The organism is Desulfobulbaceae bacterium (genome assembly GCA_013792005.1).
Lineage (GTDB): Bacteria > Desulfobacterota > Desulfobulbia > Desulfobulbales > VMSU01 > VMSU01.
This window is the reverse complement of record VMSU01000241.1, coordinates 1-14390: the sequence shown is the minus strand read 5'-3', so window position 1 is coordinate 14390 and position 14390 is coordinate 1. Positions and strand designations below refer to the sequence as shown.

The 14390-nt window shown below is 48.1% G+C and carries 19 protein-coding genes; 13 read left to right on the top strand and 6 right to left on the bottom strand.

Features of this window, described 5'->3' with window-relative positions; all coding sequences use genetic code 11:
- Positions 1-187 precede the first annotated feature (187 nt).
- From FP815_15805 to FP815_15795, 3 genes are all read left to right on the top strand, one after another.
- On the top strand, positions 188-751 hold the full coding sequence (locus tag FP815_15805; GenBank protein MBA3016394.1) for a class I SAM-dependent methyltransferase: 564 nt from the start codon (positions 188-190) through the stop codon (positions 749-751).
- A gap of 157 nt (positions 752-908) precedes the next feature.
- Complete coding sequence (locus tag FP815_15800; protein MBA3016393.1) at positions 909-1127, top strand: hypothetical protein; 219 nt, start codon at positions 909-911, stop codon at positions 1125-1127.
- Between the two features lie 6 nt (positions 1128-1133).
- A complete protein-coding gene (locus FP815_15795) occupies positions 1134-1415 on the top strand; it encodes a type II toxin-antitoxin system RelE/ParE family toxin (protein ID MBA3016392.1) in 282 nt (93 codons plus the stop codon).
- A 12-nt stretch (positions 1416-1427) separates the two neighbouring features.
- On the opposite strand, the gene FP815_15790 is transcribed toward FP815_15795, so the two are convergent.
- Positions 1428-1745, bottom strand: coding sequence for a hypothetical protein (locus tag FP815_15790; protein MBA3016391.1), 318 nt, complete (start codon positions 1743-1745; stop codon positions 1428-1430).
- Between the two features lie 60 nt (positions 1746-1805).
- Here FP815_15790 and FP815_15785 point away from each other — a divergent pair, with 60 nt between their 5' ends.
- The gene (locus FP815_15785; protein MBA3016390.1) at positions 1806-2006 is read left to right on the top strand and encodes a hypothetical protein; all 201 of its coding nucleotides are present in this window, start codon (positions 1806-1808) and stop codon (positions 2004-2006) included.
- Between the two features lie 47 nt (positions 2007-2053).
- On the top strand, positions 2054-2674 hold the full coding sequence (locus FP815_15780) for a methyltransferase (GenBank protein MBA3016389.1): 621 nt from the start codon (positions 2054-2056) through the stop codon (positions 2672-2674).
- An 86-nt stretch (positions 2675-2760) separates the two neighbouring features.
- Here FP815_15780 and FP815_15775 read toward each other — a convergent pair whose 3' ends face one another.
- From FP815_15775 to FP815_15765, 3 genes are all read right to left on the bottom strand, one after another.
- On the bottom strand, positions 2761-3882 hold the full coding sequence (locus FP815_15775) for a Fic family protein (GenBank protein ID MBA3016388.1): 1122 nt from the start codon (positions 3880-3882) through the stop codon (positions 2761-2763).
- A gap of 927 nt (positions 3883-4809) precedes the next feature.
- Entirely contained in the window at positions 4810-5259 is a 450-nt protein-coding gene (locus FP815_15770; GenBank protein MBA3016387.1) for a DUF4143 domain-containing protein, read from the bottom strand.
- Positions 5260-5456: 197 nt separating this feature from the next.
- On the bottom strand, positions 5457-6002 hold the full coding sequence (locus FP815_15765; GenBank protein ID MBA3016386.1) for an AAA family ATPase: 546 nt from the start codon (positions 6000-6002) through the stop codon (positions 5457-5459).
- A gap of 241 nt (positions 6003-6243) precedes the next feature.
- Between FP815_15765 and FP815_15760 the strand changes: the two genes are divergently transcribed.
- The 8 genes from FP815_15760 to FP815_15725 all read left to right on the top strand — a co-directional run bounded on the left by FP815_15760 (position 6244) and on the right by FP815_15725 (position 13054).
- Positions 6244-7353, top strand: a complete 1110-nt coding sequence (locus FP815_15760) for a mechanosensitive ion channel (GenBank protein ID MBA3016385.1) — start codon at positions 6244-6246, stop codon at positions 7351-7353.
- Between the two features lie 273 nt (positions 7354-7626).
- Positions 7627-8535 (top strand): RnfABCDGE type electron transport complex subunit D, encoded by a 909-nt coding sequence (locus tag FP815_15755; GenBank protein ID MBA3016384.1) that lies wholly within the window; start codon positions 7627-7629, stop codon positions 8533-8535.
- Positions 8532-9179, top strand: a complete 648-nt coding sequence (locus FP815_15750) for an FMN-binding protein (protein ID MBA3016383.1) — start codon at positions 8532-8534, stop codon at positions 9177-9179. The genes FP815_15755 and FP815_15750 overlap by 4 nt, the downstream gene beginning before the upstream one ends.
- A 38-nt stretch (positions 9180-9217) precedes the next feature.
- Entirely contained in the window at positions 9218-9850 is a 633-nt protein-coding gene (locus FP815_15745) for an NADH:ubiquinone reductase (Na(+)-transporting) subunit D (GenBank protein ID MBA3016382.1), read from the top strand.
- On the top strand, positions 9847-10440 hold the full coding sequence (locus tag FP815_15740; GenBank protein MBA3016381.1) for an NADH:ubiquinone reductase (Na(+)-transporting) subunit E: 594 nt from the start codon (positions 9847-9849) through the stop codon (positions 10438-10440). The genes FP815_15745 and FP815_15740 overlap by 4 nt, the downstream gene beginning before the upstream one ends.
- 7 nt (positions 10441-10447) lie before the next feature.
- Positions 10448-11554, top strand: a complete 1107-nt coding sequence (locus tag FP815_15735; protein ID MBA3016380.1) for a 2Fe-2S iron-sulfur cluster binding domain-containing protein — start codon at positions 10448-10450, stop codon at positions 11552-11554.
- Between the two features lie 193 nt (positions 11555-11747).
- A complete protein-coding gene (gene rsgA / locus FP815_15730) occupies positions 11748-12785 on the top strand; it encodes a ribosome small subunit-dependent GTPase A (protein ID MBA3016379.1) in 1038 nt (345 codons plus the stop codon).
- Positions 12786-12787: 2 nt separating this feature from the next.
- Positions 12788-13054 (top strand): hypothetical protein, encoded by a 267-nt coding sequence (locus FP815_15725; GenBank protein MBA3016378.1) that lies wholly within the window; start codon positions 12788-12790, stop codon positions 13052-13054.
- A 67-nt stretch (positions 13055-13121) separates the two neighbouring features.
- On the opposite strand, the gene FP815_15720 is transcribed toward FP815_15725, so the two are convergent.
- Positions 13122-13691, bottom strand: a complete 570-nt coding sequence (locus FP815_15720) for a hypothetical protein (protein ID MBA3016377.1) — start codon at positions 13689-13691, stop codon at positions 13122-13124.
- Positions 13692-13781: 90 nt separating this feature from the next.
- Positions 13782-14390: MBL fold metallo-hydrolase (locus FP815_15715; GenBank protein ID MBA3016376.1), on the bottom strand; the 609-nt coding region annotated here is incomplete at its 5' end.

The window sequence follows — 14390 nt, the reverse complement described above, 5'->3', positions numbered from 1 at the left end:
TACATGAGTCTGGGTGAATCTACCATCCAGCGAGCAATCAGATACGCCACCTGGCTTCGGGAAACAATTCCTGATACGGAGTGGAAACTTATTCGGGAGGCCACCCAGCGTGGCCAGTTGACCGCAAACAGAAAGTTTATCAGAGAAATTTCCGTAAAAGTTGGTCGCCGTTTAGAGCTAAGAGGCCCTGGTCGGCCAAGGAAAGAAGAAAAATAAATCTGTCCCCATTTTCTACTCATCCTATGTTGCAACTGCATACCAACATTCAGATATCACGCTTATTGATGTATCAGAAAATATGATAAAGCAGGCTCAAAGTAGTCTGCCTATATTTCAAAACAATTTTAGCTACTTGGTAGCTGACTATTCAGTTCTCAACCTTCCTCAAAAATTCGACGTTATTATTTCTGCCCTCTCTATCCACCACCTCTCTGATGCACAAAAAGAGATATTGTTCAGGAGTATTCTTAACCATCTTAATTTCGGGGGAATTTTTGTGAACGCCGACCAGGTTAAAGGTGAAACTGCTGAAATTGAACAGCATTATCGGCAGGAATGGCTAAGGAAAATACAGGAAAGAGGCGTCAGTGAAACAGAGCTGCATGAGGCTTTAGAGCGCATGAAGGAAGACAAAATGTCCACATTAAGCGCACAAATGCAATGGTTGAAAAACTCAGGTTTTAGTGACGTCAATTGTTGGTATAAAAACTATAGCTTTACAGTTTTTAGTGGCCGTAACCTAATGAAATAAACATAACGGCGCTCCACCCGACCAAAAACCACTACGCGGTTTTCGTCGGGTGAGCTAGGCGTTAGCTGCAACACAAAACGAGACAATAAGTTGCATTTTGCGATTTTGTGTCGTAGGATGAATCCATGGCATCAATTCAATCATGGAGGTTAATGAAATGGCAATGGCAGTTAGAATATCAGAAGAATTGGTTGGGGAAGCAAAAAAGTTCAGCAAAATTGACCATCGATCTTTGACTGGTCAAATTGAGCATTGGGCAAGAATTGGCAAATGCTCCGAGGAAAATCCAGATTTAACCTACAGCTTGATAAAAGAAATTTTGATAGGCATCGAAGAATTAGACCAAAATGAAAAAACAGAATATCAATTTGGTTGAATGCCGATGAAAATTTTTCAATCGAGATCTTTCGAGAAAAAAGTCAAAAAGTTCAATGAAAAGCAAAAATATGAGCTAGATATTGAAATTAAGCAGATTATTCAAAATCCATTAATTGGCACTGAAAAGAAAGGCGATTTGAGAGGTGTTTTTGTTCATAAGTTCAATCTGCAAAATCAAATGTATCTTCTTTCTTATCGTTTCATCATGGGAGAAAGTCTCGAATTGATAATGATTGGTCCTCATGAAAATTATTACAGAGATTTGAAGAGTTACCTGAAGAACTAATAAGAAAAACGGTTAACGAATAAGGTTTAAAGAAAAGACCCTGTAGCTCAAGTCGTTGGTTGAGGCAAACAGGCTGCGGAGTTGATCGCCAGTAAGGATGTCGGGGATTCTGGATGTTTTGGGAGGTTTGACCAAAGGAATGTCTGTCCAGGACTTATTGAGTGCCTGGGTGTAGAAAAACTTGAGTCCATACAAATCAAGTTTGACCGAACTCCAGGAATGTTCTTCCAAGAGTTCGACGAAATAATCGAGGAGCTGATCGGATGTCAGGTTGTCGATTCTGCCATTGAAATAGTTGCCGATACGCCTGATAGCCATTGGCTGATTCATGGGCTATTTTTGACACGTCAGGTGACATACCAGCTATTATCGCCGAATCAGAGTAACTTTATGAAAAAACACAACAAATATGCAGAAATTGGTTTGAAAGCCTTGAAGAGAGCATCCGCAAAGGTTGCTGAAGATGCAAGAAAAAATCAATACAAAATTCCAGTATGGAGGAATGGCCGTATCGAATTCGAGATTCCTGGAATAATCACCGAACAATTGCATTCATCAGACGGCAAGAAGCGCGGCGGCGCTGACGCGTAGAGTTTTGGTGGGCCGATGGTGATGCGGGGTGTTAGCCAGAGGAGAATATGAGCACATCAAAACATTGGAATGCGATTTTTTCCATCAAGAACGATCATGAACTAGGTTGGTATGAGAGCGACACCTCTCAGACATTTAAGTTTCTCGATCTGATTCCGAAGAACGAAACTACTACGGTATTCCTCCCCGGTGCCGGAACATCCGTGCTTGTCGATAAACTTCTGGCCAAAGACTATCAACTCATTCTGAATGACATTAGCGATGAGGCCCTACATAAGCTGAAAAAAAGAATAGGTGAGAATAAGGGTAGATTGACATGGCTTCACCATGACATATCCAACCCCATACCCCCTGGTATTCCTCAGTCCGACATTTGGATCGATCGGGCTGTTCTCCATTTTTTACTTGAAGAATCAGACATCCAAGGATACTTCGCCAACCTGCATTCGTCGATACATCCAGGAGGTTACGCATTGCTGGCAGAGTTTTCGACCACGGGTGCCCAAAAATGCGCGGGTCTTGAACTACATCGCTACTCTATCGAGGAAATGACAGCGCGTATGGGGGCAGAATTTGAACTCATCAAACATGAAGATTATACCTTCATTAATCCATTTGGTGACTCACGCCCTTATATCTATGCGCTTTACAGAAAAAATAATGGCTAACCCATTAACGCAGACGGGAAGAACGTTTGCGGCCTGACGGGCTAATTCCCCGGCCTGCTGGTTATGGGGGTTCGGCTTCAATTCAATTAACCTAATACTCTAAAATTAAGAGAATATTTATTGCTTTCATCGACCAAGAGAAATTTTTGGGAAACCAATTTTTTCAAGTCCCGTCTTGCTGTCTGGGTTGTTGCTTTGCTGTATAGAATTGAAAATGGTATTTTTTCTTGTAGTTCCTTAAGGGTAAAACTTGTTGGGTTGTCTAAAAGCAAATAAAGAAGCTCAAGTTGCCTTGAAGTGAGTCGCTTTTTTTGTTTTTCAAATCTATAAAAATCTCGTAGTGAAAATTTTCTTATGAAGTAAATAATTGTCTCTTTTATCCTTGCCAGACTATCAACAGACGCTTCTAGGCAGAATTTTATAAAAGGTGTACTGTCTTTTTTTAATTTAATTGTTTTGGAGAATGAATTGTAGTAGTCGTCCACATTCCTGTAATAATAGTTTGATAGCTCGCGAGGGACATATTTTATGTTTGAAGACTGAAGAATAATAGCTTCGATAAGTCTTGATGTTCTGCCATTTCCATCCCAAAATGGATGAATAATACAAAAATAATACTGAGAAAGTGAGGCTCGAATAAATGGGTTAAGGTGCAAAATTTCATCACCGTTTATCCATTCAACGAACTCCATCATTAGGTTTTTTATATCTTCTTTAATTTTAGGAGGAGTATACACTCCCCCATGAGCTTTATCGCCGACATGAACGATGTCATTTCTATATTTCCCGGGTAAATTATTTTCATCTGGCACATCGCTAGTTATTATTTTGTGGAGTTCGCAAATGAGTTCTTCAGTTAAAATAAAAGGTTCGGCGGTCGGTTCAATACTAGAAAGGAGGTTATAAGCTTTTATGAGGTTCTTTATTTCTTGCTGGTCCTTTTTGGTGTAAATTTCTATTTCTTCCCCTCTGGCAATTCTTTTTACATCATCCCCAGTTATTGGGTTGCCCTCAATAGCGGCTGTGCCAGAGATAGAACTATACATGATGTCAGGTTGGATTTGTGATGCTAGTTCAGGAAGAATCGGTAAATCAACAATGGTTTCATTTAGCACAGTGGCACGAACCAAGAGGTTGTCAACTTGGGAAGAATCATACTTATCGCTAAAATAAAACTTTCCCGATTTGAATGTTAAGAATTCTTTCATAAAGTCACCGGAAATGTAATAAAAAATGTATCTATAAAAATATTTTAAATCAAATAGTTACGAGTGTTAATGCATTATTAATGTCACTAATTACTTTACACAAAACAAGATCAAATTAAAAGAAAAAATCCCAACAATAACATAAAGAGGGACCGGCTAACACCGGCGTTTACTGAGCAAAGGCAAGTTGGTTGCCGCCGGATACAAATAGCAAAGGGCCGGCCGACCCCTTATTAGGCTGTTGTGCCACCAGCGGCCACCTTCTCGACGGCATGAGGCCAGGAAAGCGGGACGCTGAAAAATTGAAAAAGAAGAAAGAGAATGTGTGGGGAAATTGGGGTAGGTCCACGATAAGTCAATGGTATTATTAAATAATACCGTACTGATTATTCCTAAGTAGTTGATATTGCTAGGGCTCACAATCAATTTTGTGGTTAATATGAGCCATATGCACTTAAGGGACTTGAAATTTATTAAAATACCACATTCCTTTTCCGTCATACCAGCATGCCCCTAGCTGGTATGACGGAATTTAGCTGGATTCCGGCTGGAACCATGCCGGAATGACGGGATGCTTAAGCTGATAAATGGTATATCAGTATTTTCCAAGCCCCTAAGCGGCAAAAATCCTCGGCCAGGCACTTCACCGGAACGTGGGGAGCGCCGTCATTACAAAACAAGGCAAACTCACAGTGGGCACTTCCGGTGAGCATTATTCAAATTAGGGTTCATCAGTGGACTGGGGGGCTGGGGTAACTGAACTGGGAATGAACTGGGGTCTGGCCGCGCTAACTCAGGCTGAATTAAAAGAAAGACTGGTAAAGTTTGGCTTGGAAATGCACGAAGGGAAGACCAGATTGGTTGAATTCGGACGGTAGCCGTAGCGAACCGCCGGGAGCGCGGAGAGAGGAAGCCAACCAGTCTTAGTTAACCCTCTTTCTTACTCTGCAGAATCTCCCCCACATCCTTCCAGGCAATAATCCGTGCCTTTGATCGAAGTTGCGAGGTTTCACCGCCATATATAACGATGTTTTCAATTTGCGAAGGAAGATTGGTATTGGATATCCTCCCGGCAAATGGATCGAAGCATTTAAAGAAATCCGTCGCTATCGTGGCGGCAGACTTGACCTCGATGGCACAAAGGCGATCACCCAAATCTACCAGGACATCCATCTTCAGTCCGCGACTTTCACGATAGTGATAGAGGTTTGGTTGTTCTCCCCGATGGACCTGAGCTTTGTAGAGTTCTGATACCACCCAACTTTCAAAGATGGAACCACGCAAAGGATGGTGTCGCAATTGTTCGGGTTCCCTGATGTTCAGCAGATAACATAATAATCCACTATCTAAGAAATGGAGTTTAGGCGCTTTTACCATCTGCTTGCGAATATTATGGTTATGTCATGCTGGAAGTCGATGAATTAGATAGCTTGTTTCAAGAATCGATAACCAGGCCCGCGTCGTATTATGAGAAATACCGGCATCGCTTCCTAGGGCAGATAGGTTGATCTCTTGCGCAGTCCGTCCGGCACAGAGTTTCAGGAAACTTGAAAATGCCAAAAGATCGCCAACATTCAATACTTGACGAACATCGCGCTGAACATAGGTAGCGGTGTAGTCGGCGAGCCACTGGTGTGCAGGAATATTCCGGTCATAAATCCGGGGATAGGAACCTTGCCAAAGCAGAGTGTAGAGATCTGTTGCACTGAATCAAACTGGCGTAGTTCGTTCCAGTCCGGGGCAAGCAGTGCCAGCAGTCCACACCGACCAGCGAGAGACTGGGAGATGGTTTGCGAAATCCCGAAATGTTGCGAGCCGGTGAGAATGAATCGTCCAGGTGTCGATCGTTCGTCTACCTCGCTCTGGAGATAGCTCGCAAGGCTTGGCACTTGCTGGATTTCGTCAATGATAGCGCCCTGTTGATATTCGGCAAGAAAACCGCGCGGATCGGTTTGCGCAAATTCGCGGGTGTCCAAGGATTCCAGTGAAACATAGGCCTTGTCCGGGAAGGCGGCCCGGCACAAGGTTGTCTTACCCGCCTGTCTCGGGCCGGTAACGACGACAACCGGGTAGAAGTCGGCTAGCGCCAATAAATTTGAGATCAGTTTTCTAGAAATCATAAAGCCTACATTGGGCCATTCTGCATAAATTGTTAATGTGAATTACAATTTATGCAGAAAAATTGGGGTTCATTATTATGAAAAATATGAGTATGGCAGGAGACTGTATAAAATCAACAGGGGGGCAGCAGGGGGGATGACCAAGATAACTATTTAAAACTATGATATTTTGTCTGCATAAGGAAATCCATCGAGCGCCATAAGCGGCGCTGTTCATCCGCCACGTTAGAGGGTATCACATATGCAAATTTCGTCTAGGATCATAAATTTTCTTCTTGCCTTTCTTCCTTCCTTTAGCATCTTTATTGCTTCTGGCGCTGTTCTGTGGGGGTCTCATTGGTTCCTTATCGGAAGACGTCCCGAACTCGGCAACGAGCGCAAGTTTCCCCTTCAAATTTTAATGCTGGCTTTGACAATTGTAAGCATTTTGGCAATTGTAATTGCTCTACCTATAAGCGAGAGTTTTCGTAACAAGATAATTGGGTTAATAGGAATTCTCCTTTCAGGAATAATTGCATTCTCATCAACAAATGTTATTGCGAACTTAATGGCCGGAGTTTTGCTGCGGATTACAAAACCTTTTCGAACCGGTGATTTTATAAGAGTTGGCGACTTTTTTGGTCGTGTGTCTGAAAGAGGGCTATTCGACACAGAAATACAATCCGAAAGCAGAGAGCTTATTGCTCTCCCAAATACATACTTAGTTAACAATCCTGTCTCGACAATCCGCAACTCAGGCGCCATTGTCTCAGTTACCTTGTCGTTAGGTTATGATGTTCATCATTTGCAGATTGAATCTTTACTTATTCAAGCAGCAGAGGAAAGCGGACTAAAGGACCCCTTTGTTAATATTCTTGAACTTGGAAACTTTTCTATAACCTACCGAATTTCAGGATTACTTACAGAAGTTAAATGGCTCATTACAGCTCAGTCAAGTTTATTCCGAGTTGTTTTGGATACGTTACATGGTCAAGGCATCGAAATCATGTCACCGTCTTTTATGAACCAACGACGGATAGGTGATGATCAGACGATTATTCCAACTTTCGTTCAAGCAACACCAGTGAAAGAGACTGTAGATGCAGAGGAGATTGTTTTTGATAAGGCAGAGCAGGCAGAACAAAGAGAAGGTGAACAGCAGCAATTAATTGAAGATATAATAAATTTGGAAACCGCGCTGAAGGGAACGCAAGACGAAAAAAAGGATCAGGTCAGAGAAAACCTTGAGAAGAAACGTGAGCGTCTAAAAGTAGTTGAACAAATCGAGGTTGTGTCAAACATGGAAACGAGTATTGCCGAACCAAATGCTTCAACGGACGTGAAAAAGGACATGAAAAAGCCGCACAGTTGAACTTGTCGGTGGCCCGTTGTACCTAAAAAAAGTCCGACCTCATTTCATCTATTCCATTTCAACAGGAGATCCTTGAGCAACAGGGGTTGCTGTTCCTGATGAAAAAGGATACGTCCTTGCAGTCCATCTCCAGGCAGAGTAATGTTGGCGCTAATCTTCAACGCCCGGCACTGCTGCTGACGGGTCCTCATTGAACTCATCACCCATTGCTATCGCCCAGTGCTCTTTCGCCCCCCCGCCATCCCTGACAAGTGGTTTTTGCTGCAAGCGCCAATGCTTAAGGTCTGCTATGCCTTGCTGCCGCTTACTATGGCTGCGGTTGCCCTCTTTGGCTGGCGAGCTTTGGCCCTTACCCTGGTCGTCCTCTTCTGCGGGTTCGTTACTGAGGCTTTTTTCACCTTTCCCCAGGGCAAGCCGGTAACCTCGGCGGCGCTGGTCACCGGTCTTATTTTCTCCCTGTCCCTCCCTCCTTCCCTGCCTATGTGGATGGCGGCGGTGGGTATTGTCTTTGGTGTCGGTTTCGGCAAAATGGCTTTTGGCGGGTTTGGCCGTAACGTATTTAACCCGGCCATGGTGGGCAGGTGCTTTCTCTACAGCGCCTTTCCCTTATTCATGACTAACTTCTGGAATGAACCTGCGACTGTAGCGGCTGGAGGACTCCGCTTTTGGGCGTTAAGCCCTGATGCCATAACCGGCGCCACATCCCTGGTCAATTTAACACAGGGCATAAGCCCGACGTTGACCGACCTCTTCCTCGGCAACACCGCTGGCTCTTTGGGTGAGACCTCGGCTCTTCTCATCCTGCTTGCCGCAGGCTATCTGCTCTACACTAAGGTCGCTTCCTGGCGGTTGCTTTTCTCCTGCCTTGGCGGTGGCATTCTCGCCATCCTCGTCACCCGTGAACTTGGTGTGGCTGTCAGCGCCGCCCCGATTGCCGCCCTGCTCTCAGGCTCTTTCCTGTTCGGTACGGTCTTTGTGGTCACCGAACCCATCAGCGCTGCCAAGACCCCGGCTGGTCAAGTGGTCTACGGCTTTTTCGTCGGTGTGTTGACCATCCTGCTCCGCTGCTACTCTAATTTTCCAGAGGGCATGATGTTCGCAATCCTGCTCGCCAACGGCTTGGCGCCACTGATTGACCTTATGGTCCGTGCCATGCCGGTTGGGAAAGAGAGGGCGTCATGAACAAAATTGGCTACTCGGTGTTTTTTATGTTCGCGATCACTCTGCTCTGCACCACACTGGTCTCAGTGATCCATGTTGTCACCCGGGAACGCATCGACTTGAACCAGCATGCAAAACTAGAGATCGTGGTGCTGCGCGCCCTTGCTGTTCGTATTCCGGAGAATTCTAGCCTCGCTGAAATCGACGCCCTCTTCCGGCAGCGCGTTGCCCGCCGCGAGATTTCAGGGCGCACAGTCTACATTATCGACCAGGCCGACGGCAAAACCCCACAGGGCTATGCCTTCTCGGTGTCCGGCCCAGGTTTCTGGGGACCGGTGTTTGCTATGGTCGCGGTGGACGCTTCACTGTCAACGGTCACAGGTATCGAATTTTACCTCCATCGGGAGACCCCCGGTCTTGGCGCCCGGATCAACGAGAAAGAGTTCCAGCGCCAGTTTGCCGGTCTCTCCCTTAATATGCCCGTGGCTGGTGGAAAATACTTCACTCTGACTCCGGCAGCGCCAGGGAAACCACCTAGCGATCTTGATGCTATCACCGGCGCTACCATGACCAGCGAGGCCGTTGAAAAATTTGTCAACCGTGAAATTGCGACTTTCCGTGCCTTGCTGCTTGAGAGTTCACTAACAACAGTTCCGAAACAATGAATACTTTAACTGCGGCCCCGCCGCCTGGACCATAACTTATGGAAAAGAGTCAACCCGCGGCACAGATCATCAAGGCAGGGCTGTGGAACGAGAACCCGCTCCTGCGCCACACCCTGGGGATCTGCTCGACCCTGGCGGTGACCAACCTCATGGTGAATACCCTGGTAATGAACATCGGTTTGCTCTTTACCCTGGCCATGAGCTGCTGCACCGTATCTCTGCTCCGGCATGTTACCCCGGACCGAATCCGCATGATGGCGCAGACCTTGATCATCAGCTCCTACGTCATCGTCTTCGACATCATCATCAAGGCCTATCTGCCGGAAGTGAGCGAGGCCCTAGGCCCTTATGTCGGCCTGATCATCACAAATTGCATTATTATGGGCCGCTGCGAGGCCTTTGCCCGCAGCAATCCGCCCCTGCCTGCCCTGTTAGACGGACTTGCTACCGGCATCGGCTTCTCTCTGGTGCTCTTTGCCATCGCCTTTATCCGCGAACTCGCAGGCTTTGGCTCTCTGTTTGGGTGCCGGATCATGCCGGCCAGCTTCACCCCGTGGACGATCATGATCATGGCGCCGGGGGCTTTTTTCACCCTTGCCCTGCTGGTCTGGCTGGTGCGAACGTTTGCCGGCGACAATGGAACCACACAACTTCAGGGGCCTAAGACATGACACCCATCAGCCCGGCAACGCTTTTTTTTGCAGCGATCTTCACCAATAATATCCTGCTCACCAATTTCTTGGGCCTGTGCCCGTTCGTCAGCATCTCAAAGAACCCGCGCTCGGCCTTTGGGCTGGGTGCGGCGGTGGTTTTGGTCATGGCCTGCACTACGGCGCTGAACCATCTGGTCTACTATAAAATCCTCCTGCCTCTCCATCTTGAGCACTTCCAGTACATCCTGTTCATCGTAGTCATCGCTGCCTTTGTGCAGCTTGTGGAAATGACTGTTGACCGCTATTTTCCGGTTCTTTATCAAGTGCTCGGTATCTTTCTGCCGCTCATCACAGTGAACTGCGCCATCCTTGGGGCATCGCTGTTCATGATCATCCGCGACTACACCCTGCTTCAGGCTGCAGCCTACGGCACGGGCAGCGGTATCGGCTGGTTGCTGGCAATCACTGCGGTAGGCGCAATTCGCGCCCGGATAGAGAAAAGCGGCGCCATCCCCAAGGGCCTTGAGGGAGCGGGGATCACTCTCATCATCACCGGTATCTTGTCGCTCGCTTGCATCGCCTTCAGCGGCATGATCCAGGTCCAGTGAGCTACGCATGATTGAAATCATCTCAGGTATCTTTGCCATCAGCGTTATCACCGGTTTTTTGGCCCTGATTATTGAGATTGCCGGACGTACTATCGCCAATTACGGGGAGAAGAACATCCGGGTGAACAACGAAAAGGAACTGGTGGTGGAAGGGGGCAAGCCGCTACTTTTTGCCCTTGCTGACCGCAAGCTCTATCTGCCTTCAGCCTGTGGTGGCAAGGGAACGTGCGCCTACTGCAAGGTCAAGGTCCTTTCTGGCGGCGGCTCCTTACTCCCAACTGAGACCCCCTATCTGAGCCCTGCAGAGATTGCTGCAGGTATTCGTATCTCCTGCCAGGTGAAAGTGAAAGAGGACCTTGAGATTGAAGTGCCCCTGGAATTGCTGGCAGTGAAGGAGTACCGAGTACAAGTGGAAACAATAGTAGACGTGACCCCGGATATCAAGCACCTCCGTTTCGCTATCCTCTCGCCACCGGAGGGCATCACGTTTAGGGCCGGACAGTACGTGCAGCTTGAGGCGCCGCTCGCCGGGAGCTCAGGCTCCCCGGAATTTCGGGCCTACTCTATCGCCTCATCGCCAGAGGAGCGCCACCATATCGAACTTATCGTCACCAAAGTTCCGGAGGGCACGGTTTCCGTTTACGTCCACGACAGATTACAGAAAGGTGACGAACTGATCATGCGCGGACCGTTTGGTGATTTTTACTTGCGGGATTCGCCGCGCGAGACCCTGCTGATTGCTACCGGCTCCGGACTGGCCCCGATCCGCTCCATGCTCTACGAACGAGCCAAAAAAAATGACAGCCGATCGTTCACCTTCTTCTTTGGCGACCGTCGGCCTGTTGATCTCCTGTTCCATGACGAGATGTCTTCTTTCGAAAAACGGCTCGACAACTTCCGCTTCATCCCGGTGCTCTCCCGCGCCACTCTGGAGGACCAATGGCCCGGCGCCAAGGGACGGGTCACCGACCTCATCCGCAACCAGGTAGCAGAAGGCGCGGAGGTGGATGTCTTTATCTGCGGGGCGCCGTCCATGGTCCAATCCTGCTGCGACATCTTGATCAAAGAGAAAAAGATCCCGCCAGAAAGGATTCACTATGACAAATTTGAGTAGTGATGGTTTGATAGAAGAATGGCTGTCAATGGTCATTTGACATTCAGCATGTTCCGTGACAACATCTTATACATGGAGTTATGGAAATCGAGCGTGAAAGGGATCATTACATCTTTAATAGTGGCCAAGGATTTTCTGATCTGGCAAGACTTTGATGCGAATTAATAAAGGCTGAACAATGGATTGTACTTCCATGGAGTTGAGTGAACTTGGCATGGACCGTTGGTTTGCCGACAAGGCCGGTGAACTCTGTCAATCTGAGCATCGAGTTGCGCGGGTAACCGGGGTTGATCGAGGCTGGTATACCGTTAGGAGGGAGGGTGAGGAAGTACCCGCCAGGGCAACAGGAAAATTTCTGTACTCCACCCAATCGACGAGCGATATGCCTTGCGTCGGCGATTGGGTATGTGTGGAGTATGATGCTGAAAATACCGCGAGTATTCATATGATCCTGCCTAGAAGATCGTTTCTGCGCCGGAAGTCCGCCGGGAAGGACGTTCAGTTGCAAATGATCGCGGCAAATATTGATGTTGCTTTCATTGTTCAGGCGTGCCAATACGATTTTAATGTGTCTAGGCTGGAACGCTATATGGTGATGGTCACTGAAGGGCATGTTGAGCCGGTGCTTGTTCTGACCAAGACAGATTTGGTCAGTGCAGATGAATTGGCACAATTAATTTCGGAGATTCGGCGGGAAGGGATTGCCGCCAGGATTATTGCACTTAGCAATGTAACCGGAGATGGGTTGGATCAGGTCAAAGAGCTTATGGGTCTTGGGAAAACATACTGTCTTCTTGGGTCTTCAGGTGTGGGCAAAACAACGCTTATCAACCGGCTCACGGGCAAGAATACATTGAAAACGGGAAAAGTCAGTGACTCTGGAGAAGGACGGCACACGACCGTGCGTCGTCAACTTATTGCTCTTGAGCAGGGCGCCATGATTATCGATACACCAGGAATGCGGGAGGTCGGCATTTTCTCTGCCAGTGAGGGAGTTGACGACAGTTTTGATGATATTCAAGAGTTATCACAGAGTTGTCGCTTCAATAATTGCAGCCACAGCAATGAACCAGGATGTGCAGTTTTGCAGGCAATAAAAGGCGGAAACTTGCAGCAGGAGCGCTATGTGAATTATGTGAAGCTTAAAGAGGAGTCAGAGGGTAATAAAATTTCCTACAGTGATATTAAGCGGAAAAAGTGTGTTCCTTTTCTGAGCTCCCGTACGAGGTAGGTATGTCCGTTTGGAAACTGTCCTTTGAGGGCGAGACTCACTATTATCACCTTTGCGGTGCCTGCACTGAGCGGTCAGAGGCCTCTCTGATTAAAGCTGGGTGGCATAAGCTTAGAGATGGGGAGCCTGTTTCATGCAATGAGTGTACGCTCAAGTGTGCGTTGACCAGAGAGGGGTTATGGGGGGCGGAGGATGCTGTCAGGTACGGGGTCTGCGCCACCTGTCTTGATTATGAATCATGCCCGCTCAAGGGGCGGCATTACTGTTGACGGTCATAAGCCGCTTCGTGAGACCTGAAGAGCACGGATAGTAGCGTTGTGCTCTCCTTGATCCTGATCAGGCCCGCACGTCGACCATCACCCCGCCGCCAAGGTCTCGAATCCTGCTGTCGATCAACTCCAGCGCTTTGGCAAGGGTCTGGTGGCTGATCTCTGGCAGTTCGCCTCCCCAGATCTTCTCCGCCTCCTTGAATCCTCTGATAATCCCTTCGCGTCCGGCCTGTAATTTTTTAAGATCTTCACCTCCGCCGTTAATGACGAAGTCAGCGAGACGCTGGGAGGTTTTCGTGACCCCGAAATAACCATCCTCGGCAACTAATGCGGCAGCCTCTCCCTGGCTCAGGTCGGTGATGGGTTTGCCTTGGTATTGAAGCGTGCTTAAATCCACGCCCTGATCAGCGGCCCGTTTTTGCAAACCCTTCTGCCAGGTGAATGCTGTATTCGCTTCGCTCTTTACCGAGAGCAGGAGATCGAGCCGCTGGCTTTGAATCTCGACGGCTGCGGCTTGCAACTCTTCCTGGTCGGCATCAGCTCCGCTTGTTTTCTTAGGGGAGGTTTTTTCAAGTGATTTGTCCTGTTGCGCCTTGGTGAAACCGGATTGGAGTTTAGTGCTGGTGATCTCTGTCATTGTTTACCTCCTGGGCTTCTTCTTGAAGAAATTGCTGATCGTGCCGTGTTGTTGAAAATAATAGCTCCTGGCTGAAATGAATTACAGGAGTTAGGGCATCTCCCTGATTCTGACTTCGGTGCCGGGGAAGTCCTTCATGATTTCAGCGAGTTCGGCGGGGTCAGTGTCGCCGAAGTGATAAGGGTAGAGGACCTTGGGCTTAAAGCAGAGGGCGGCGTCGGCCACCATCTCCGGGGTCATGGTGTACGGCAGGTTCATGGGCAGGAAGGCGATGTCGATGTCGATAAGGCCCTTCATCTCCGGGATGTTTTCCGTGTCCCCTGCCACATAGACTCGTTTGCCGCCCAGGGTTAGCAGATAACCGTTATCTTTTCCTTTCGAATGGAAGGGTTCTCCGGTTTCCCGTTTGTGGACCAGGTTATAGGCCGGGACGGCCAGGATGTTGATATCTGCCACCGAGACATCCTGGCCGTTGCCGAGGACGGTGCCTCCTGCCAGCTTGTCGGCGCAGGGTGCGGTCATGATGAGTTGTGTTCCCTCCTTGCTGATCGCCTTGATGGTCTCCGGATCGAGGTGGTCGGAGTGGTCGTGGGTGATCAGGATGAGGTCGGCCTTGGGCAAGGCACTGTAATTGGCCATCTTGGCGACCGGGTCGATATGAATGATGGTGTCATGGAAGTCGAGCATTAACGAGGCATG

Bases quoted from the DNA above. Each gene is read 5' to 3' on its own strand.
- FP815_15770 (MBA3016387.1), bottom strand. From the start codon at position 5,259: ATGGTAAAAGCGCCTAAACTCCATTTCTTAGATAGTGGATTATTATGT.
- FP815_15780 (MBA3016389.1), top strand. From the start codon at position 2,054: ATGAGCACATCAAAACATTGGAATGCGATTTTTTCCATCAAGAACGAT.
- FP815_15745 (MBA3016382.1), top strand. From the start codon at position 9,218: ATGGAAAAGAGTCAACCCGCGGCACAGATCATCAAGGCAGGGCTGTGG.
- FP815_15735 (MBA3016380.1), top strand. From the start codon at position 10,448: ATGATTGAAATCATCTCAGGTATCTTTGCCATCAGCGTTATCACCGGT.
- FP815_15755 (MBA3016384.1), top strand. From the start codon at position 7,627: ATGCTTAAGGTCTGCTATGCCTTGCTGCCGCTTACTATGGCTGCGGTT.
- FP815_15800 (MBA3016393.1), top strand. From the start codon at position 909: ATGGCAATGGCAGTTAGAATATCAGAAGAATTGGTTGGGGAAGCAAAA.
- FP815_15750 (MBA3016383.1), top strand. From the start codon at position 8,532: ATGAACAAAATTGGCTACTCGGTGTTTTTTATGTTCGCGATCACTCTG.
- FP815_15760 (MBA3016385.1), top strand. From the start codon at position 6,244: ATGCAAATTTCGTCTAGGATCATAAATTTTCTTCTTGCCTTTCTTCCT.
- FP815_15765 (MBA3016386.1), bottom strand. From the start codon at position 6,002: ATGATTTCTAGAAAACTGATCTCAAATTTATTGGCGCTAGCCGACTTC.
- rsgA (MBA3016379.1), top strand. From the start codon at position 11,748: ATGGAGTTGAGTGAACTTGGCATGGACCGTTGGTTTGCCGACAAGGCC.
- FP815_15790 (MBA3016391.1), bottom strand. From the start codon at position 1,745: ATGAATCAGCCAATGGCTATCAGGCGTATCGGCAACTATTTCAATGGC.
- FP815_15775 (MBA3016388.1), bottom strand. From the start codon at position 3,882: ATGAAAGAATTCTTAACATTCAAATCGGGAAAGTTTTATTTTAGCGAT.
- FP815_15720 (MBA3016377.1), bottom strand. From the start codon at position 13,691: ATGACAGAGATCACCAGCACTAAACTCCAATCCGGTTTCACCAAGGCG.
- FP815_15740 (MBA3016381.1), top strand. From the start codon at position 9,847: ATGACACCCATCAGCCCGGCAACGCTTTTTTTTGCAGCGATCTTCACC.
- FP815_15725 (MBA3016378.1), top strand. From the start codon at position 12,788: ATGTCCGTTTGGAAACTGTCCTTTGAGGGCGAGACTCACTATTATCAC.
- FP815_15795 (MBA3016392.1), top strand. From the start codon at position 1,134: ATGAAAATTTTTCAATCGAGATCTTTCGAGAAAAAAGTCAAAAAGTTC.
- FP815_15785 (MBA3016390.1), top strand. From the start codon at position 1,806: ATGAAAAAACACAACAAATATGCAGAAATTGGTTTGAAAGCCTTGAAG.